The organism is Mycobacterium sp. DL99 (assembly GCF_004762045.1).
Lineage (GTDB): Bacteria > Actinomycetota > Actinomycetes > Mycobacteriales > Mycobacteriaceae > Mycobacterium.
Genome location: NZ_SJOM01000007.1, coordinates 3,413,593 through 3,432,440, shown reverse-complemented (window position 1 = coordinate 3,432,440; position 18,848 = coordinate 3,413,593). Strand labels below are relative to the sequence as shown.

The window sequence follows — 18,848 nt, the reverse complement described above, 5'->3', positions numbered from 1 at the left end:
GGCGGGCTGATCAGGCCGGCACGCTGGCGACCGGAATCCGGTCGACCCGGGCGGGCACGTGCTTGTGCCACGGTGTGCCCGCGTACTCGTCGCGCCACTGTGATGAGGTGAGCTCGTTGGGTGCCACCCCTGGCGCGACGGCCCGCCCGTCGCCGTCGGTGTGATCCACGCCGAACCCGTTGGGTAGCGAGATGTGCCCGGGCAGCATCGCGTCGCTGATCTCCACGGTGGCCTCCGCGCTGCCCGCCGCCGTCGTGATCCTGGCCCGGTCGCCGTCGTGCAGTCCGATGGTTTCGGCATCGTCGACGCTGATCCGCAAGGCGCCGTTGGTGTCTCGCTTGCGCCAGCCCGGGTCTCGGATGATGTCGTTGGCGGTGTAGGCGCGCCGCTCACCCGCGGACAGCACCATGGGGAACTCCTCGGTGGTCAGCGCCGTCGGCATGGTCGGCAGCGCCCCGACCGCGTCGAGCATCTCGGGCATGTCCAGCGCGATCTTGTGGTCCGGGTGGCTGATCAGGGCGAAGTCGTCCGGATATTCATGGACGCTGAACGTGAGCCCGGACCGGCGGGCAAGGATGGCCTCGAACAAGGCGTTGCCGTCGGCGTGCCCGGCACGGCGTACCGCGTCGGGGTAGGTCATCGCGGTCTTCTGGGCCAGGCCCCACAGCGCCGCGGCCCCGGCCAGGCCGTCCGGCAATACCGGTCCGAGCGTCTCGTACAGCACGTACGGCAGCACCCGCCCGAGCCCGGGATTGGCGCCCACCGCGCCGAGGAACGCCGCGGCATAGGAGTCCAGCCCCTCCCGGGCGGCGCGCCGCAACGGGTCCAGCTCGGCGTCGTCGACCGTGCCGATGGCGCGGACCAGGCGTGCCCAGATCTCCGGTTCGGGCAGGGTTCCGGGCAGCGGCTCGAACAACGGGTGGCGCAAATGGAAGTTGTTGCGCGGGAATTCGAGATTGAAGAACGTCGCCTCGGGCTTCTCGAACTGATTGGCGGCGGGCAGCACATAGTCGGCCAGTCGTGCCGTCTCGGTCATCGCGACATCGATGACCACCAGTAGCTCGAGTGATTCGAGTGCCGCCCGCACCGCCGCCGAATCGGCGACCGAATGGGCCGGGTTGCTGCTCTCGACGATCATGGCGCGGAACCGGTCGGGGTGATCGGTGAGGATCTCCTGGGGTACCGCATTTGACGGCACCAGGCCGGCGATCACCGGGGCGCCGGTGACCGGACTACGGCCGACCCCGCCCGAGCCGAACAGCGGGGCGAACGACGAATGCAGGTGCTGCCCACCGGGTTTTGCGAAGTTTCCGGTGAGGATCCACAGCATCTTGTTGAGGTAGGAACACAGGGTGCTGTTGGGGGCCTGCTGGATGCCGAGATCCTCGAACACCGCCACGCTGCCGGCCGCGGCGATGCGGCGCACTGCCTGGCGCAGCAGCGATTCCTCGACACCGCACCGTGCGGCATAGTCGCCGATCGGCACCTGCCGGAGCGCGTCCCGGACCGGTTCGACACCGTTGACGTGCGCGGCCAGAAATTCCTCGTCGCACAGGTCTTCCTGCACCAGCACCGCGGCCATCGCGGCCAGGCACCAGGCGTCGGTGCCCGGCCGGACGCGCAGATGGAAGTCGGCGAGCTTGGCGGTGTCGGTGATCACCGGGTCGATGACGATCATCGCGCGGCCCGGATCCTTGGCGATCTCGTTGAGCACCACCCGGGCCCGTGGGAAACTCTGCGACATCCAGGGGTTCTTGCCCACGAACACCGAGACCTCGGCGTGCTCGAACTCACCGCGGGTATGCCCGCCGTAGAGGTGCGCATCGACCCACGCCTCACCGGTTTTCTCCTGCGCCAGGGCATTTGACCGGTACCGCGATCCGATCGCCTTGAGGAAGGCCCCGCTGTACGCGCCGCCGAGGTGATTGCCCTGCCCGCCACCGCCGTAGTAGAAGATCTTGTCCCCGCCGTGCTCGTCCCTGATGGCGAGGAACCCGGCCGCGATCTCGGAAATGGCGGTGTCCCAGCCGATCTCCTCATAGCTGCCGTCAGGACGACGGCGTAGCGGTGAGGTCAGCCGGTTGGCGTTGCTCTGGTAGTGGTCGAGTCTCAGTGCCTTGTTGCACGTGTAGCCCTGCGACGCCGGGTGGTCCTTGTCGCCCCGGATCTTGGTGATGGCGCGGTCTTCCGTCTGGACCACGATCCCGCAGTTGCACTCGCAGAGGATGCAGGCGGTGGGCTGCCATTGGTCGACCGTCATGGCGGAATCCTTTCGGTGGACTTTCGGGTCCGGAAGGGGTCAGGGGATTTCTGCCGCCAGTTGCGCGCGCAGCCGGTGGTGGATCAGGTCGAGCGGTTTGACGTCGCGGGTCGCACGCGCCACCACCACCGCGCCTTCGATCGCCGTCATGATCAGCATCGCCAGTTCCTCGGCGCGCTCGGCGGAGACTCCGTCGTCCTGTAGTCGACGGGCGATTTGACCGGTCCAGCGGAGAAAGGCGGCCCCGGCGCGGTCGAGCGCCGCGGTTTCAGCGGCGCCGGGTTCGCCGGCCTCGACGGCAACCGCGACCACCGGGCATCCGGCGCGGAAGTCGCTGGCCGACAGTTGTTTCCGAAATCCAGCGATCATGGCGTCGAGCAACACCTCGGCGCTGTCGGCCCTGTCGATCCGGGCGGCCACCTGATCGCTGGCGAAATCGATTGCCTCGCAAAGGAGTTGGCTGCGTCCGCCGGGGAAGTAATGATAGGCCGAGCCGCGCGGCGCGCCGCTGTGGGCCAGGACGTCGGCAATCGCGGTCGGGTGCGCACCGCGCTCCCGGATCAGCAATGCGGCCGAGGCCACCATGCGTTCACGAGGACCAGTCATCCGACGCCCTTTCACGGTCTATGTATGCAACCATACATAACCGACGGACATGGGTCTATCCCTGTGACGGGCATCGGTTACCCGGTCTCGAGCCCTTGTGCCAAGGATCGCAGCCACATGGTGGCCGGGATCCTCGGCGCAGGCACTCGGAAGCTCACGTCCCGTTGGTGACCAACCACAGCGCGAGGAACGTGGACATGCTCGTCAGGCACAGCAGGTGGTCGCGGCAGATGGCGCGCGCCAGTAGAGACTGCTCGGCAACGGTGCCCCCGCGGTGACCCAGTTCCACGGCCCGGGGGACGGTGCGTAGCAAGGCCAGCAACACGGGGCCACCGGCGAGCGCCGCGAACACCGCTGTCAGCCAACCCGGGCCGGTGCCGTCGACCGCGTGAAAAGTCAATGCCGCCAACAGGATCACCATGACGGCGGCGATCAGCAGGCTCATTGGGCGCGATGTGGTGGTCGCGCGGCGGTAGTAGCCGGCGATGGACGCCAGCACGGGTTCCGGTAACTCAGCCGACCTGCGATGGGGCAGCACCTGCACATCGAAGATCAGGTCCATCCACAGGACGGCGATCAGGAACCCGCTGCCGGCGGCCTCGATCACACGCCGGCAGCCTCGTTGAGGGCGTTGAGGGTGCCCGTCGCCTCCAGGTATTCCTGCACCCAGCGCTCGATCACCGCGGAGGTCTTCTCGACCTTGGTGAACTGGCCGACCACCTGGCCCACCGGGTTGAACGCGACGTCGACGCTCTCGTTGGGGTACTTGTGCGTGGCGGCCACGGCCATGCCGGACACCATGTACTGCAACGGCATGCCGAGCGGCTTCGGGTTGTCCGGGTTCTCCCAGGCGTCGGTCCAGTCGTTGCGGAGCATGCGGGCCGGCTTGCCGGTGAACGACCGGCTGCGCACGGTGTCCTTGCTGGTGGCCTTGGCGTACGCGGCGTGCTGTTGCTCGGTGTGCTCGCTCTCCTCGACCATCACCCACTGCGATCCGGTCCAGGCGCCCTGGGCGCCGAGCGCCAGCGCCGCGGCGATCTGCTGGCCGCTGCCGATACCGCCGGCGGCCAGGACCGGAACCGGGGCCACTTCCTTGACCACCTGGGGCCAGAGCACGATCGAGCCGATCTCGCCGCTGTGGCCGCCGGCCTCGCCGCCCTGGGCGATGATGATGTCGACGCCGGCATCGGCGTGCTTGCGGGCCTGCGAGGGCGATCCGCACAGCGCCGCGACCTTGCGCCCTTCGGCGTGGATGCGGTCGATCATGTCCTTCGGCGGGGTGCCCAGCGCGTTGGCGATGAGGGTCATCTTGGGGTGCTTCAGAGCGATCTCGACCTGAGGGGTTGCGGTGGCCTCGGTCCAGCCCAACAGCTGCAGGGCGTCGTCGTCACTGTGGTCGACCGGCACGCCGTGGTCGGCGAGGATCTTCTTGGCGAAATCCAGGTGTTCCTGGGGCACCAGCGACTGCAGCATGCCCTTGAGTTCGTCAGGGGACATGTTGGCGTCCATGCCCTCGTACTTGTTCGGGATCACGATGTCGACGCCGTAGGGGTGGTCGCCGATGTGCTCGTCGATCCAGTTGAGCTCGATCTCGAGCTGCTCGGGGCTGAACCCCACAGCGCCGAGCACGCCGAAGCCACCGGCCTTGCTGACGGCGACCACAACGTCGCGGCAGTGGGTGAACGCGAAGATCGGGACGTCGATCCCGAGTTCGTCGCAGAGTGCGGTGTGCATTCGGAGCTCCTTCAATGGCAATGCGGTTTGGGAGTCCTCGGCCGCTGCGGCCCGGACGGAAGTGAAACGTGTTCTAGTTTAGTGCCATCTTCGGCTGTTTTGGGTCGCGACCCGGCAGATTCACGCGAGCTCGGCTACGAACGACACCTCATTTCCGTCTGGGTCGGCGACATCGATGATGGCGACAATATCGGCGATGACCTGTGGTTCTGTGACGGCAACACCATTGTCGCGCAGCCAGGCGGCGGTGGTGCCCAGTTCGTCGACCCCGAATCGCACGGCCGATCGCCCGGCGCCGGCAGGATCGGTGACGACCTGTAGCCACGCAGTCGCGGTCAGCTGCCATTCCGCCACACCTGGAACAGGTTCCAGGTCCGGTTCCCGGCCGACGAGCCGGGTGTACCAGGCCTTTGCCTCCTCGAACCGCCCGGTGGTGATGACGGCTGCGACATCCTTGATCCCGATGGAGGGTGCGGTTGGGGTCATTCCCCATTTCTAGTCTCGATTGGCCGACTGTCGTGGTGGCTTGGTTTAGTAGCTCCATGGGCCGCACGTTGTCGCCACCCGAGTCGCTCGCGGAAATCGAGGGTGGTCCGGGCGGCGCGCTGGTGGGCGCCTTCTTCGACCTCGACGGCACATTGGTGGACGGATTCACCGCGACTGCGCACGCCGGTCATCGGATCCGTCGGCGGCAGGCCGCTGCCGGCGAGATCCTCGGCATCCTCGAAGCCTCCGTGCGGTACCGGATCGGCCGGATGCCGTTCGAGCGGCTCCTGGTGCGGGCGGCCGGGTACCTCCGCGGCGAATCCCTCGTCGAACTCGACGAGCTGGGGGAGTACCTCTTCGAGAATCGGATCGCGCAGCGGGTCTATCCCCACATGCGGGAGGTGGTGCGTCGGCACCAGGACCGCGGCCATACCGTCGTGTTGAGCTCCTCGGCCCTGACCATCCATGCCGAGCCGGTCGCGCGACACCTGGGAATCGAGCACGTGCTGTGCAATCACTTCATGACCGACGGCGAGGGCCGGCTGACCGGCGGGATCGTCGAGCCGATCATCTGGGGTACTCGCAAAGCCGATGCGGTGCGGAATTTCTGCCAGGCAGAGCGGATCGACCTGGCTCACAGCTATTTCTATGCCGACGGTGACGAGGACGGCGCACTCATGCGGTTGGTGGGCCATCCGCGGCCGGTGAACCCGCGGCCCGGGCTGGCCTCGGCCGCCACCGACCACGATTGGCCGGTGCTCACCGTGCCCCGCCCGGGTGGCCGGCGCCGGGGCGATCGCCGGCTGCGGCCCGGGGCATGACCGGACCGGATCAGCTCAACTTGTAGAGGCCCTTGCCGGTCACCAGCGGCAGGTCCAGGGTGGTGCGGATGCCCGGCGCCGCGGCCACCACGTCGGGGATGGCGTTGACGATCCGTCCGGCCGCCGCCACGATCGCGGCGTGGTTGTGGTCGCCCTTGCGGCTGCTCGGGCAGATGTCGACCACGTAGGAGGGCTCGCCGACAATCTCGACGCGGTAGGAGCCGCCGGATTGGGCCGACTGCGCCCAATCGGGCCGCAGATCCTCGCGCAACCGGGTGACGTGCTCGATGACGATCACCGGTTCCCCTTTGACCATGCCGCGGATCTCGAACCGCAATGCCGCCACGGTGCCCTTGGCGACATGGCCGGCGGCGATGTCGAAGGCCTCGGGTGCGGGCTCCTTCTCGCAGACCTCGGTGATGTCGTCGATCTCGATGCCCAGACCGGCGGCCAACTGCCGGATCGAGGTTCCCCAGGCGATGCTCAGCACGCCGGGCTGGAACAGGATCGGCGTTTCGTCCAGCGGCTTGCCGAAACCCATCACGTCGAACATCACCGTGACGCCGTCATAGGTGGCGTAGTCGGCGATCTCCATGCAGCGCACCTGCTCGATGCTCTGGCAGGTGCCGGCCAGCGCGAAAGGGATCAGGTCGTTGGCGAACCCGGGATCGACCCCGGTGATGAACAGGCTGGCGTTGCCGGCCTTGGCGGCCTCCTCGATGCCGTCGATGTACTTGTGCGGCATCAGTTTCCACGGGAACTGCAGGACCACCGGCGCGGATCCGACGACGTTGATCCCGGCCCCCAGCAAACGCACCACGTCGGTGATGGCCTCCGGTCCGCGGGTGTCGCCCATCGCGCAGTACACGGCGCAGTCCGGCTTGGCCGCGATCACCGCATCCAGGTCGTCGACGGCCGTCACCCCGGTGGTGATGTCCAGTCCGGCGAGCTCTCCGGCGTCCTTGCCGACCTTGGACTCGGAGGACACGCACAGGGTGGTGAGCTCGTAGGCCGGGTTGGTCAGCAACCCGGTCAGGGCCAACCGGCCGACGTTTCCGGTACCGATGTGGGCGACGCGGATGGCCCTCGACATACCTTGACATCCCTTCATCGAGTTGTAACGCGGACTGATGTTCCGCATCACGTTGTAGTGCACGTTTGCCTGTACTTCGAAGTATGCCTACTCAATGGAAGAATTGGAACAGGTTCTAATTTGGTGCCGCACCCGGTAGCCTCACCCGTCATGGGACGGGTAGACGGAAAAGTGGCACTGATCAGTGGCGGTGCGCGGGGTATGGGCGCCGAGCACGCTCGGGCGCTGGTCGCCGAAGGCGGCAAGGTGGTGATCGGGGACATCCTCGACGACGAAGGCAAGGCACTTGCCGCCGAACTCGGCGATTCGGTCCGCTACGTGCATCTCGATGTCACCCAGGAAGACCAGTGGAACGCCGCGGTGGACACCGCCACCGCGGAGTTCGGTCTCCTCAACGTGCTGGTGAACAACGCCGGGATCGTCGCCCTCGGCCAGATCGGCAAGTTCGACATGGCCCAGTGGCAGAAGGTGATCGACGTCAACCTGACCGGCACCTTCCTGGGCATGCAGGCGTGCGTCAAGGCGATGAAAGCCGCGGGCGGCGGATCGATCATCAATGTCTCGTCCATCGAAGGACTGCGCGGTGCGGCCATGGTGCACCCGTACGTCGCCTCCAAGTGGGCGGTGCGGGGCCTGACCAAGTCCGCGGCACTCGAGTTGGGCCCCAAGCAGATCCGGGTCAACTCGATCCACCCCGGATTCATCCGCACCCCGATGACCGAGCACTTCCCCGAGGACATGCTCACCATTCCGCTGGGCCGACCCGGGCAACCCGACGAGGTATCCAGCTTCGTGGTGTTCCTGGCCAGCGATGAATCCCGCTACGCCACCGGCGCCGAGTTCGTCATGGACGGGGGCCTCGTCAACGACGTCCCGCACAAACTCTGAGTGCGCACCGGCCGCACGCAGCGGTACGGACCACGGCAGAATGACCCGGCAGGGCATCGACTCACCGACACGGTGCCGCACCGGTCTGTGAGGAGCTGCCCATTTCCGCCCGGAATCGCCGCGCCGGCCTGAGCCTTCGGACCAGGATCGTGGGGTTCGTCCTCGCTGCGGTGCTGCTGTTGTCGCTGTGCGTCGCCGATTTCCCGCCCTTCGCCAAGCCGGAGCCGCCGTCCGGGCGCATGGAACTGGCACAGGGGTGGCAACTGGCCTCGGCGCGCACCGTGACGGCCGACGGCGCTGCGATGTCCACGCCCGGCGAGGTGAACGCCGACTGGCACCCGGTCAGGCAGATGCCGTCCACCGTGCTGGCGGCGCTGCAGGACGACGGCACCTATCCGGACCTCTATGTCGGGGACAACCTGGCCGACGTGCCGGATGATCTGTTCCGCCAGGACTGGTGGTACCGCACGACCTTCACCGCGCCGCAGGGCAGCTCGAGTTACCGGCTCGATTTCCCGGGCATCAACTACCGCGCGGAGGTCTGGCTCAACGGCACGATGATCGCCGGCAGCTCGCTGCTGGTGGGCATGCACACGATCCACGAGATCGACGCGACTCCGTGGATCAACCCCGGGGGCGTCAACACGCTGGCGGTCAAGGTGACTCCCGAGCAGGCGCTGCAGGACATCGATGGTGTGGAGCTGGCCGACAGCTGGTGGGACTGGCTCAACTGGAACCGCATCGGCTACCAAGGGCCGGACAAGAACCCGTTGCGGGGCAATTCCTATGTGGCCGACCGCAATGCGGGCATCTTCAAACCCGTCTACCTGAGCTACTCGGGCCAGGTCGTACTCAGTGACCCGGTGGTCACCACCGAGCTACCGCTGCCCGCCACCGATTCGGCCCGGCTCACCGTCTACTCCGACATCCGCAACACCGCCGACGTGCCGATGCGCGGTGTGGTGCGGGCCCGCATCAGCCGGCCCGGCAAACCGACCATCTCGGTGGATCAACCGGTTAGCCTGGCACCGGGGGAGAACCGTGAAATCCGTTTCGACCCGGATACTTTCGCGGCCCTGAGGGTCAGCAACCCCGATCTGTGGTGGCCCTACACCATGGGCAGGCCCGACCTGTACGACCTGCGGTTGGAGTTTCTGCGGTACGGCCGCGCCACTGACTCCCTGGATTCCCGGTTCGGCATCCGCACCGTGGCTCAGCACCGCGACAACGACGAGCAGTTCCCCGACTTGGGCCTCGGCGGCAGCTTCTACCTGACCGTCAACGGGCGCGATTTCCTGGTCCGGGGTGCGGCGTACACACCTGACCTGTTGTTCCAGTACGACCCGCGGCGGGAGGACGCCATCCTCGGATACGTCCGGGACCTGGGGCTGAACATGCTGCGTCTGGAGGGAAAGTTCCCGGGCGACAACATCATCGAACGCGCCGATGAGCTGGGCATCCCACTGATGTACGGATGGATGTGCTGCAACCAGTGGGAGAAGTGGTGGCAGTGGGACGACGAGGATCGACGGGTGGCCGACGAGAGCATGCGCTCACAGATCCTGTCGCTGCGCGGGCACGCGTCGGCGTTCCTGTGGGCCAACGGCAGCGACGGCAAGCCCCCGGCTCCGGTGCTCGAGGGCTATCACGGGATCCTGCGCGATCTGCACTGGCCGAACACCGTGGTCGACACGGTGTCGTCCCTGGCCCGCGACGCCAACGGGGAACCTGACTGGGACGGCATCCACATGGCCGGCCCCTACACATGGCGCCCGCCGAGCTACTGGTTCAGCGGCCAGTATCAGGCCACCCGCGGGTCCAACGCCGAACAGGGCGACAACGAACACATCCCGCCGTTCGCCAGCCTGCAGAAGTTCATCCCGCCGGACAAACTCTGGCCGATCAACGAGGCCTGGTATTTCCATGCCGGGGCCAACCCCAGCAACGCCGCCCTCGAGAGCATCCGAACCGCGGTGGTCCAACGCTACGGATCATCAAGCGGTGCAGAGGAATTCGCCCGCAAAGCGCAGCTGGCCCACTATGAGTCGACCCGAGCGCAGTTCGAGGCGTTCGCGGCCGGCGGGTGGGACAACCACAAGATGACCATCTACTGGATGCTCAACAATCACTGGCCGTCGTTCTTCGGTCATCTCTTCGACTACTACCTGCGGCCCGGCGGCGCCTATTACGGGGCCAAGAAAGGTCTGCGTCCGCTGTCGGTGGTGTTCGACTCCTATGCCACCGGCGATCACGACACCGCCCACGTGAGCGTGGTGAACCAGTCCCCGCAGGAGCAGACCGGCCTTCGGGTGCGGGTGCGGACCTATGACCTGACCGGCCGGATGCGCGACGACCGGAGCTCCGATGTGCCGCCCGTGCCGTCGAACGGCGTCGTGCCCGGGTTGTCGCTGCCCCGGCTGGCCGCCGACTCGCCGGTGGTGTTCGTCCGGTGTGAACTGCTCGACGAGGACGGCGCCGTCGTCGCCGACAACACCTACTGGCAGTCGCAACAACTCGACGATGTCGGCCCTCCGGTCAACGACCAGGCATTCGACCTCGTACAGAGCGGCTGGGCCGACATGACCCCGCTCAACACCATGGCGCCGGCATCGCTACAGGTGACCGCGCACCGGACCGAGTCGGCGGACGGCGGCGCCAGCGTGCTGATCCGGCTGCACAACCCCGGCCGTCAGATTGCGTTCTTCGAGCGCGCCGAGATCACCACCACGCGCGACGGTGACGAGATCCTGCCGATCGAGTACTCCGACAATTACGTCACCGTCTACCCGGGGGAGACGGTGGAGGTCACCGGCACGGTGCCCGGGTCGGAGCACGGCCCCAACTGGGTCCGGGTCGGCGGCTACAACAGTGCACCGACGGTGGTGCCGATCGACCAGCGGGCACGGCGATAGGATCGGCTGATGACCACAACCGATGAGCGCCATGAGGTCGGACAGCTGGCCGGGAGCGGCGGATGGCTGCACCGCGACCTCGACCGGGTGGATGTCTACCAGCGCGGTGCGAACCGGATCAGGGTGGTGTGGCAGGGCCCGACCACGATCAGCGGGGCGACGCTGTACCAGGACGACATCATGACCACCTACACCCGCGACCTGGCGACCTTGAACGCGTGGCTCAAGCGCTGATTTGCTAGCCGCCGGATCGTGCGAGCCGAAATTCGGTCGCATTGTCCGGTGATTGTGTGGCACCGTCGGACTCCGTGATCGACAACGTGGCTTCCCCGGCAACAACTCTCACTCTGCACAGCGTCACCGACGCCGACTGGGCGGGCATGGCACTGCTCGGCAACACCGCATTCGGCGAGATCAACCACCCCGAATCGATGGCGGCGTGGCAGCAGCTGGTGCCTGCCGACGGCGGCGTGGTGATGCGTGACGGTGGCAGCGAAGGCGACATCGTCGGGCAGTCGATCTACCTCGATCTCACCCTCACCGTTCCGGGCGGCGCTGTGCTGCCCGCGGCGGGTATCAGCTACGTGGCCGTCGCCCCCACTCATCGGAGGCGCGGGATCCTGCGGTCGATGTACACCGAGTTGCACCAGCGGATCGCCGATTCGAAGTATCCGATCGCCGCGCTCACCGCGAGCGAAGGCGGGATCTACGGCCGGTTCGGCTACGGCCCGGCCACCACCGTGCACCTGATGACGATCGACCGCAGGTTCGCCCAGTTCCATGCCTCCGTCCCCGACCCGGGCGGGGTGCGACTGGTCAAACCCGCCGAGCAGCGCGACGCCCTGGCCGAGATCTACGACCGCTGGCGACTGCGGACGCCGGGCGGTCTGGCGTGCCCGACGCCCCTGTGGGACGACGTCCTCGCCGATCGGGAGAACGCCCGCGACGGTGGTTCCGAGTTGTTCGCGTTCCTGCACCCCGACGGATATGCGCTGTACCGGGTGCACGGCGAGGAGTCCCGGTCGCTGCGGGTACGCGAGGTCACCGCGGTGACCCCCGACGCCCACATCGCACTCTGGCGGGCGCTGCTCGGGATGGACCTCATGGAGAAGGTGAGTATCTGGACACATCCCGGTGAGATCGTGCCCTACCTGCTGACAAACCCACGGCTGGCCCGGGTGACCTCGAGCAGCGATGACATGTGGGTCCGGATCATGGACATCCCGGTTGCCCTTGAGGCCCGCCGGTATCAGGCCGACCTCGACACCGTGCTGGACGTCGCCGACGGTTTCCGCGATGACGGCGGACGGTATGCCCTGCAGATTCGCGACGGCCGGGCCCGGTGTACGCCCACCGACGCTCCGGCTGACATCGAACTCGACCTGGATGTGCTCGGCAGTCTCTATCTGGGCGCCCATCACCCCGAGTCGTTTGTTGCCGCAAACCGGTTGCGCGGCAAGGACTCAGAGGTGGTGCGGCGGCTCGGTGCGGCCTTCGCGAGCGATGTTCCGGCCGAACTGGGCTACAGCTTCTGAGCCGGGGCGAGGGCCTGCTGCGTAGTGTTCATCTGGTGAGCGCACGTGCAGGCATCGTCGTTACCGGAACTGAAGTACTCACCGGAAGGGTCCAGGACCGCAACGGTCCGTGGCTGGCCGACCAGCTCCTCGAGCTCGGCGTGGAACTTGCCCACATCACCATCTGCGGTGACCGTCCTCGCGACATCGACGCGCAGTTGCGGTTCCTGGCCGCCGAGGGCGTGGACCTGATCGTGACGAGCGGTGGGCTCGGGCCGACAGCCGACGATCTCACCGTGGCGACGGTCGCCGAGTTCTGCGGTCGCGAACTCGTTCTGGACGAGGCGATGGAGGAGCGCATCGCCGCGATCCTGCGCAAGCTGATGGGCGACCGGCCCGGCGTGGATTTCGACGCGGTACGCGCCGCCAACCGCAAGCAGGCGATGGTGCCCGTCGGTGCGGAGGTCCTCGCGCCGGTCGGCACCGCCCCTGGCGTCGTGGTCGGCGGCAGTCCGACGGTCGTCGTGCTGCCCGGCCCGCCGCGGGAGTTGCAGCCGATGTGGCACACGGCCGTCGCGACCGAGGCTGTGCAACAGGCTATTTCGGGCCGCACGCAGTACCGGCAGGAGATGGTGCGGATGTTCGGCCTCGCCGAATCCGGTCTGGCCGAGACGCTGCGCGACGCCGAGGCCACGATCACGGGTTTCGACGCACTGGAGATCACCACCTGCCTGCGCCGCGGTGAGCTTGAGATCGTCACCCGTTACGAGCCCGACGCGGCCGGCACCTATCAGGAACTGCTGACGCTGCTGCGCGACCGGCACGGCGCCGCGCTGTACTCCGAGGACGGCACGACCGTGGACGAGCAGGTGGCCGGCCTGCTGGCCGGGCACCGGATCGCCACCGCGGAATCCTGCACCGCCGGACTGCTGGCCGCCCGGTTGGCCGACATCCCCGGCTGCTCGGACTACTTCGCCGGTGGCGTCGTCAGCTATTCGAACGAGGCCAAAGCCGAACTGCTGAACGTGGATCCGCTTCTGATCACCGAGTACGGCGCGGTGTCCGAGCCGGTGGTCGAATCGATGGTCACCGGTGCGATTCACCATTTCGGTGCCGATACCGCGGTGGCCATCAGCGGTATCGCGGGCCCGGACGGCGGCAGCCCCGAGAAGCCCGTCGGCACAGTGTGTTTCGCGGTCCGGGCCGGATCGACGGCAATCACCCGCACCCTGCGCCTCCCGGGCAATCGATCCGATATCCGGGAGCGGGCCACGACGGTGGCGATGCACCTGCTGCGCCGGGCCCTAACCGACGGTGGTGACTGACCCGGGTGTCGTCAGCCCAGCGGCGCCACGGCGGGTTCGGCGGGAGCAGGCCGTCGCGTGCGGCGCCGCCGGGACGCGCCGGCCGCCACCCGCCGCACGATCGACGGATGCACCAGGCGGCTCGGCGGATCGACCAGGTTCATCACCCGGAAGAACGCCTCGGTCACCACTGGATCGTCTTCGGCAGCCGTGAGCACCCGCTCGGTGTACCAGTTGGACAACCGCACCGAGACGGGGCGAGGCCCGGGTATCTGGGGCATGGCCAGGTCAGCGCCGCAGGCCATCTGCCATGCCGTGTTGACGCAGCCGGCGGCGGCCCGCAGGAATCGGCGGCCCAGGTCATCGCCGCCGCGGGCCAGGCAGTCACGCAATGCGAGCGCCTCGAGCGCGGCCACCGACATGCCTTGTCCGTAGACCGGATTGAAGCTGCAGATCGCGTCGCCGAAGACCAGTAGACCGTCGGGGAACCGGGTCAGGCGCTCATAGCGCCTACGCACACTCGCCGGGTAGCGGAAGGTGGCCGGCGGGCCCAACGGTTGCGCGGTGCGCAGGGCTGCGATGGTCTCGGCGGGGAACACATCCTCGACAAAGGCGATCATCCCGGCCAGGTCGGCGGGCGGTTCGCGGCCGCTCATCCCGGCGGTGGTGAGCAGCCAGGTGTCGTCCTCGTAGGCGAACAATGAACCACCACAAGGTCTTTCGGGGATGGTTCCGACGAGGGTGAGCCGGTCGCGCGGGGCGGTGCCGCCGAAGCACAACAGTTGGCTGGAGTAGGCCACCTGTACCGCTATCCGGTGCTCGGGCGGACGTCCGAATCCGGCGCTCTCCAGGAACACCGGTGTCCGTCCGGCGCGGCCCATGGCGTCGACGATCAGGTCGGCGGATATCGCCCGCCCGGCGCCACCGGTCCGGTCGGCCACCAACACACTTGTCACGCGCCGGGTGTCATCCATCAGCAACTCGACTGCGTCGTGGCCGTCCAGGATGTGGACATTGTCGATGGCGCGTACCCGGTCCCGCACGTGGGCCTCGAGGAACGGTCTGCTGGCCAGATAGGACTCGATCGGTTTGGCCGGCTGCCCGTTCAGATTGAGGGTGTGACCGCTCAACGTCAGGGAGATGAGGGACAGATTCGCGCCGTCGAGCACCGTGGCGCCGTCGGCCGCCAGTTCCTCTGGGAGCCCGGGAAACAGTTCGGCAAGTGCCTGCAGTCCGCCGCTGAGCAGCCCGTGAGCGTGCCGGCCCTGCGGGACGCCGCGCCGCTGAACCGGACCGTCGGGCAGCACGTCGCGCTCCACGAGCGTGACGGTGTCGAAGAAGTCAGCCAGTGCCCGAGCGGCCAGGAGCCCACCCATGCTCGCGCCCAGCACCACTGCGTGTTTGCCGATCGTTGCCATTGCCGACCTCCGGACCCGCTGGCACATCGCCAGTTGTTCGAAGTATCGGAGCAGGCCGGAGCCGGGCCTAGAGTAGTGCGCTACTCGAACGTCACCGGGTCACCGCTACCGAAGGTCGACTCCGGGGGTGCTCAGTCGGTGCTCGCCTCGTCCCACGTCGAGATCATGGCGCCCATGATCTCCTCCGCGCAGCCCAGTCCACCGAGGTGGCTTTCGTAGGGCAGCTCGGTCATCACGGCGTCGGGCAGCCGGGAGACTACATGCTGACCGTGTGCGAACGGCACGATGTGGTCGTGGTCGCCGTGCCACCAGCGCACCGGGACCTTGACCTCGTCGAGCCGGAAGCCCCAATCGCGCTCGAACACCACGATGTCGTAGAACGGGGCGGCCAGTTGCTTGCGGCTGCCGTTGAGCAGATCGTCGAGGAACATGGCCTTGAACTCGGGCCGGCCGAGCATGCGCCGGTCGCCCTCGGGGGAGATCCGGGCGTAGATCTCCAAGGCCGGGGAGGCGACCGGACGGATCAACCTGATCAGCCCGGATGCGACCAACCGGATCGGCGCACCGGCCACCTCCAGGATCGGTGCGACCGCCGCACCGAGCTGCATCAGCGGACTGCTGATCGCGTCGGGGCCGACCATCGGCGCCACCCCGCCGAGCACCCCGGCCGCCACGACCCGGTCGGGCATGGCGGCAGCGGTGGCCAGGGTGTAGGGCCCGCCACCGGACAACCCGATGACGGCCATCTTGTCGATGCCCAGCGTGTCGGCGATGGTGCGCAGATCGTCACCGAAATCCAGCACCCGGTCGTACTGATGCGGGGTGGAGGATCCGATGCCCGGGCGGTCGACCCCGATCAGCCGGATGTGGTTCCGCTCGGCGTAGATGCGGGCCTCGGTCGGGATCTGCCTGCGCGCACCCGGGGTGCCGTGCAGCCAGAAGACTGCACGGCCCTGTGGATCACCGAACTCGGCGAACCCGAGTTGCCGGCCGTCGCCCACGGCGACATTGCCCTCCAGTTTGGGGCGATCGATCGGGATGACCATCTTCGTGCGCCTCGGCCCGCCGGGATCCGCGACTAGCCTGCGACGGAGGCGTCGTAGATGGACTGGATGGACTTGTCCAGCGTGGCGTTGAACTCGTCGTCGCTCTGCTGGGCCGACAGACCCTCGGTCAGCGCCCGGCTGAAGCTGGCGATCACGCCGGTGTTTGCGGCCAGCAGCTTGTTGGCCTCATCGCGTGAGTAGCCACCGGACAGCGCCACGACCCGCATCACCTTCGGATGCTCGACCAGCGACTGGTAGTGATTGGCATGAGTCGGCAGGGTCAGCTTGAGCATCACCTTCTGGTCGGCGGGCAGCGCGTCGAGGTTCTTGGTGATCTCGTCGCGGAGCAGGTCCTCGGCCTCGGCCTTGTCGGAGATCGAGATGGTGACCTCGGGCTCGATGATCGGGATGAGACCGTGCGAGAGCACCTGGTTGGCCACCTCGAACTGCTGGGCGACCACGGCGGCGACGCCGTCGGCGTTGGCCGCGCCGATCACGGAGCGCTCCTTGGTGCCGAAGATGCCGTTCTTCGCCGCGCGGGCCAGCAGATCGTCCAGGCCGGGCATCGGCTTCATCACCTGCACGCCGTCAGCGACGTCGGCCAGCCCCTTGTCGATCTTGAGCAGCGGCACCACGCTCTTGTCTTCCCAGAGGTAGGTGGCGGTGGGCTTGCCCTCGATGGAACGGTCCATGGTCTGCTCGAACAGGATGGCGGCCAGGACCCGGTCGCCGTTGAACACCGGGGAGGTGATGATGCGCGAGCGCATCTGGTGGATCAGGTCGAACATCTCCTCTTCGGAGGAGTAGGCGCTCTCCTCGACCCCATACAGACGCAGGGCCTTGGGGGTGGACCCGCCACTCTGGTCGAGCGCGGCGATGAAGCCCTTGCCCGTGGTCATCTTGTCGGCCTGCTGCTGGTTCACCATGAGGTTGTCTACTCCTTTGAAGACGGCGTCCTGCGGTTGTTGTGCTGTCGAGGCGCTCACCGCTGGTGGCGGACAGTTCGACTCAGAGGATATGCGGCTACGTCCCGGCGGTAGCGGCCACCCATCGAGGCGGGGTGCGGGCACCCCACGGGGCAGCCTGCTCGAGCTGACCGGCCAGGCTGAGCAGGACCGATTCGTCGGGAGCCATCAGCTGCACCCCGATCGGCAAACCGTCGCGAGTCTGCCCCAGGGGCAGCGAGATCGCCGCCCAGCCGGTGACATTCGCCAGCGCCGTCCATCCGGTGGTGGCGAACTCGACGTCGAAGAAGGCTCGGGTGGTCCCCCGGGGCTGATTCAGCAGCCCGTACGGCGGTGGTCCGGTCAGCAGGGTCGGCACCAGCAGCACGTCGTGACCGGCCATTCCCGCTGCGAACCGACGGGTCTGGGCATGGATCGCTGCGATCGCCTGGGCATAGGCCAGGCCCGTGGTGGTGAAGCCCTCGCGGATCATCACCCAGGTGCTCGGCTCGAACTCGTCCTCGCGGGGCGCCCGGCCCAGGTGCTGCCGGGCCAACTCGTGCAGCTCTGCGTTGCTGACGGTGTGCAGCACCGCGATGGCCTCGGCGACCGCGTCCGGATCGATCGTGGGAGCGCCCGGGGTGAGGTGATGTCCGAGGCCTTCCAACAGCCGCCCGGTAGCTTCGACCGCCGACACCACCTCGGGGTCGATCCGGTCGGTGGGAAACGGCGATGCCGTGGCGATCAGGATGCGCTGGGCCGACGGGGTTCGCGCGGCCGTCTCGAGGTAGGAAACGGCTGGCACGGCGGCGCTGTAGGGATCACCGGGTGCGGTGCCGGCGATGATGTCCAGCAGGGCCGCGCAGTCGCGCACCGTCCGGGTCAGTGCGTGGTTGTTCACCAGGCCTTCGAGTCCGTGGCCACCGTCTGGCGCGAAGGAGGATCGTCCGCGCCGTGGTTTGAGGCCGACGACGCCGCAACATGAGGCCGGTACCCGGATGGAACCCGTGCCGTCCCCACCTGAGGCCGCGGGAACCACGCCGGCGGCCACGGCCGCGGCCGAACCGCCGCTGGATCCGCCCGGGGTGACGGTCGAGGACCACGGGTTCACGGTGGCGCCGGACAACAACGGCTCGGTGGTGCAGTGGTTGCCCCACTCCGGCGTGTTGGTCTTGCCGAACACGACGAGTCCGGCATCGAGGTACCGGTTCACCGTCCACGCGGTTTCCGTTGCGACATGGTCGCGAAACGCGCGTGAGCCCATGGCTTCGGGGGCGCCCGCCAGGGCTGCTCCGAGATCCTTGAGCAGGAAGGGGACGCCGGCCAGCGGCCCGGCCTGTCCGGTGCGCAGCACACCGGACTCGTCGAGGGCCGCGGCCTGGGTCCGGCCCCGCTCGAACAGGTCGGTGAGCACCGCATTGAGACCGCGGGTCGCCTCGACGCGGGTGATCGCAGCGTCGAGTAACTCGACGGCGGTCACCTCACCGTCCGCGGCGAGCGCCGACTGCCCGATCCCATCGGCGCGGGCAAGTTCGAAGGCGAACGACGAATCCATCTCACATCACTCCGGGAGATCGCTGGTGGTGTCTGTCGGTGAACTGATGCGGGTCAACTCGAGCGCGATGAGAACCTCCACCGCGGTGATGACCAGACCCGCGAAGTACATCCACTTGAGAGTCGGATCTGGTTGTGCAGCAAAGTAAACGATCAGGAAGATCGGCCCGACGATACCGACGACGAACACCATGGCCTGGATACCGAGGTACCGCCAGAATGTGGACATCGATCTCCCGCCGCGTGGCCGATGAGCGGCCAGCTTAGC

The 18,848-nt window shown here is 67.6% G+C and carries 17 protein-coding genes; 6 read left to right on the top strand and 11 right to left on the bottom strand.

The window, feature by feature from the left end:
• Positions 1-10: 10 nt before the first annotated feature.
• The 5 genes from EYZ64_RS16930 to EYZ64_RS16910 all read right to left on the bottom strand — a co-directional run bounded on the left by EYZ64_RS16930 (position 11) and on the right by EYZ64_RS16910 (position 5,086).
• A complete protein-coding gene (locus tag EYZ64_RS16930; protein WP_135454956.1) occupies positions 11-2,260 on the bottom strand; it encodes a molybdopterin-dependent oxidoreductase in 2,250 nt (749 codons plus the stop codon).
• A 39-nt stretch (positions 2,261-2,299) separates the two neighbouring features.
• Positions 2,300-2,866 carry a TetR/AcrR family transcriptional regulator gene (locus EYZ64_RS16925; RefSeq protein ID WP_135460072.1) on the bottom strand — a complete coding sequence of 189 codons (567 nt, stop codon included), beginning with the start codon at positions 2,864-2,866 and terminating at the stop codon, positions 2,300-2,302.
• Between the two features lie 154 nt (positions 2,867-3,020).
• Complete coding sequence (locus EYZ64_RS16920; RefSeq protein ID WP_135460071.1) at positions 3,021-3,428, bottom strand: hypothetical protein; 408 nt, start codon at positions 3,426-3,428, stop codon at positions 3,021-3,023.
• 41 nt (positions 3,429-3,469) lie between these two features.
• Positions 3,470-4,600, bottom strand: coding sequence for a nitronate monooxygenase (locus tag EYZ64_RS16915; protein WP_135454954.1), 1,131 nt, complete (start codon positions 4,598-4,600; stop codon positions 3,470-3,472).
• Positions 4,601-4,720: 120 nt separating this feature from the next.
• Positions 4,721-5,086: a VOC family protein gene (locus EYZ64_RS16910; RefSeq protein ID WP_135454951.1), complete on the bottom strand. Its 366-nt coding sequence runs from the start codon at positions 5,084-5,086 to the stop codon at positions 4,721-4,723.
• A gap of 56 nt (positions 5,087-5,142) precedes the next feature.
• Here EYZ64_RS16910 and EYZ64_RS16905 point away from each other — a divergent pair, with 56 nt between their 5' ends.
• Complete coding sequence (locus EYZ64_RS16905; protein ID WP_167857862.1) at positions 5,143-5,907, top strand: HAD family hydrolase; 765 nt, start codon at positions 5,143-5,145, stop codon at positions 5,905-5,907.
• 10 nt (positions 5,908-5,917) lie between these two features.
• Here EYZ64_RS16905 and EYZ64_RS16900 read toward each other — a convergent pair whose 3' ends face one another.
• Complete coding sequence (locus tag EYZ64_RS16900; RefSeq protein WP_135454949.1) at positions 5,918-7,000, bottom strand: NAD(P)H-dependent amine dehydrogenase family protein; 1,083 nt, start codon at positions 6,998-7,000, stop codon at positions 5,918-5,920.
• Between the two features lie 150 nt (positions 7,001-7,150).
• Here EYZ64_RS16900 and EYZ64_RS16895 point away from each other — a divergent pair, with 150 nt between their 5' ends.
• The 5 genes from EYZ64_RS16895 to EYZ64_RS16875 all read left to right on the top strand — a co-directional run bounded on the left by EYZ64_RS16895 (position 7,151) and on the right by EYZ64_RS16875 (position 13,639).
• Complete coding sequence (locus tag EYZ64_RS16895) at positions 7,151-7,888, top strand: glucose 1-dehydrogenase (RefSeq protein WP_135454947.1); 738 nt, start codon at positions 7,151-7,153, stop codon at positions 7,886-7,888.
• 185 nt (positions 7,889-8,073) lie between these two features.
• Positions 8,074-10,800: a glycoside hydrolase family 2 protein gene (locus tag EYZ64_RS16890; RefSeq protein WP_135460069.1), complete on the top strand. Its 2,727-nt coding sequence runs from the start codon at positions 8,074-8,076 to the stop codon at positions 10,798-10,800.
• A 9-nt stretch (positions 10,801-10,809) separates the two neighbouring features.
• Positions 10,810-11,034 (top strand): hypothetical protein, encoded by a 225-nt coding sequence (locus EYZ64_RS16885; protein ID WP_135454945.1) that lies wholly within the window; start codon positions 10,810-10,812, stop codon positions 11,032-11,034.
• A gap of 74 nt (positions 11,035-11,108) precedes the next feature.
• On the top strand, positions 11,109-12,335 hold the full coding sequence (locus tag EYZ64_RS16880) for an enhanced intracellular survival protein Eis (protein ID WP_286175007.1): 1,227 nt from the start codon (positions 11,109-11,111) through the stop codon (positions 12,333-12,335).
• 35 nt (positions 12,336-12,370) lie between these two features.
• Positions 12,371-13,639, top strand: a complete 1,269-nt coding sequence (locus EYZ64_RS16875) for a competence/damage-inducible protein A (RefSeq protein WP_135454941.1) — start codon at positions 12,371-12,373, stop codon at positions 13,637-13,639.
• Between the two features lie 11 nt (positions 13,640-13,650).
• Here EYZ64_RS16875 and EYZ64_RS16870 read toward each other — a convergent pair whose 3' ends face one another.
• The 5 genes from EYZ64_RS16870 to EYZ64_RS16850 all read right to left on the bottom strand — a co-directional run bounded on the left by EYZ64_RS16870 (position 13,651) and on the right by EYZ64_RS16850 (position 18,809).
• Positions 13,651-15,036: an FAD-dependent oxidoreductase gene (locus tag EYZ64_RS16870; RefSeq protein ID WP_135454939.1), complete on the bottom strand. Its 1,386-nt coding sequence runs from the start codon at positions 15,034-15,036 to the stop codon at positions 13,651-13,653.
• Between the two features lie 131 nt (positions 15,037-15,167).
• The gene (locus EYZ64_RS16865; protein WP_135454938.1) at positions 15,168-16,082 is read right to left on the bottom strand and encodes an alpha/beta fold hydrolase; all 915 of its coding nucleotides are present in this window, start codon (positions 16,080-16,082) and stop codon (positions 15,168-15,170) included.
• Between the two features lie 32 nt (positions 16,083-16,114).
• On the bottom strand, positions 16,115-17,008 hold the full coding sequence (locus tag EYZ64_RS16860) for a fructose bisphosphate aldolase (RefSeq protein WP_135454936.1): 894 nt from the start codon (positions 17,006-17,008) through the stop codon (positions 16,115-16,117).
• A gap of 97 nt (positions 17,009-17,105) precedes the next feature.
• Positions 17,106-18,581 carry an amidase gene (locus EYZ64_RS16855; RefSeq protein ID WP_135454934.1) on the bottom strand — a complete coding sequence of 492 codons (1,476 nt, stop codon included), beginning with the start codon at positions 18,579-18,581 and terminating at the stop codon, positions 17,106-17,108.
• 6 nt (positions 18,582-18,587) lie between these two features.
• Positions 18,588-18,809: a hypothetical protein gene (locus tag EYZ64_RS16850; protein WP_135454932.1), complete on the bottom strand. Its 222-nt coding sequence runs from the start codon at positions 18,807-18,809 to the stop codon at positions 18,588-18,590.
• Between the last annotated feature and the right edge of the window lie 39 nt (positions 18,810-18,848).

What these genes read in the sequence shown, in the direction of transcription:
- EYZ64_RS16930 (WP_135454956.1), bottom strand. Translation starts at nt 2,260, where the DNA reads ATGACGGTCGACCAATGGCAGCCCACCGCCTGCATCCTCTGCGAGTGC.
- EYZ64_RS16925 (WP_135460072.1), bottom strand. Translation starts at nt 2,866, where the DNA reads ATGACTGGTCCTCGTGAACGCATGGTGGCCTCGGCCGCATTGCTGATC.
- EYZ64_RS16920 (WP_135460071.1), bottom strand. Translation starts at nt 3,428, where the DNA reads ATGGACCTGATCTTCGATGTGCAGGTGCTGCCCCATCGCAGGTCGGCT.
- EYZ64_RS16915 (WP_135454954.1), bottom strand. Translation starts at nt 4,600, where the DNA reads ATGCACACCGCACTCTGCGACGAACTCGGGATCGACGTCCCGATCTTC.
- EYZ64_RS16910 (WP_135454951.1), bottom strand. Translation starts at nt 5,086, where the DNA reads ATGACCCCAACCGCACCCTCCATCGGGATCAAGGATGTCGCAGCCGTC.
- EYZ64_RS16905 (WP_167857862.1), top strand. Translation starts at nt 5,143, where the DNA reads ATGGGCCGCACGTTGTCGCCACCCGAGTCGCTCGCGGAAATCGAGGGT.
- EYZ64_RS16900 (WP_135454949.1), bottom strand. Translation starts at nt 7,000, where the DNA reads ATGTCGAGGGCCATCCGCGTCGCCCACATCGGTACCGGAAACGTCGGC.
- EYZ64_RS16895 (WP_135454947.1), top strand. Translation starts at nt 7,151, where the DNA reads ATGGGACGGGTAGACGGAAAAGTGGCACTGATCAGTGGCGGTGCGCGG.
- EYZ64_RS16885 (WP_135454945.1), top strand. Translation starts at nt 10,810, where the DNA reads ATGACCACAACCGATGAGCGCCATGAGGTCGGACAGCTGGCCGGGAGC.
- EYZ64_RS16870 (WP_135454939.1), bottom strand. Translation starts at nt 15,036, where the DNA reads ATGGCAACGATCGGCAAACACGCAGTGGTGCTGGGCGCGAGCATGGGT.
- EYZ64_RS16865 (WP_135454938.1), bottom strand. Translation starts at nt 16,082, where the DNA reads ATGGTCATCCCGATCGATCGCCCCAAACTGGAGGGCAATGTCGCCGTG.
- EYZ64_RS16860 (WP_135454936.1), bottom strand. Translation starts at nt 17,008, where the DNA reads ATGGTGAACCAGCAGCAGGCCGACAAGATGACCACGGGCAAGGGCTTC.
- EYZ64_RS16855 (WP_135454934.1), bottom strand. Translation starts at nt 18,581, where the DNA reads ATGGATTCGTCGTTCGCCTTCGAACTTGCCCGCGCCGATGGGATCGGG.
- EYZ64_RS16850 (WP_135454932.1), bottom strand. Translation starts at nt 18,809, where the DNA reads ATGTCCACATTCTGGCGGTACCTCGGTATCCAGGCCATGGTGTTCGTC.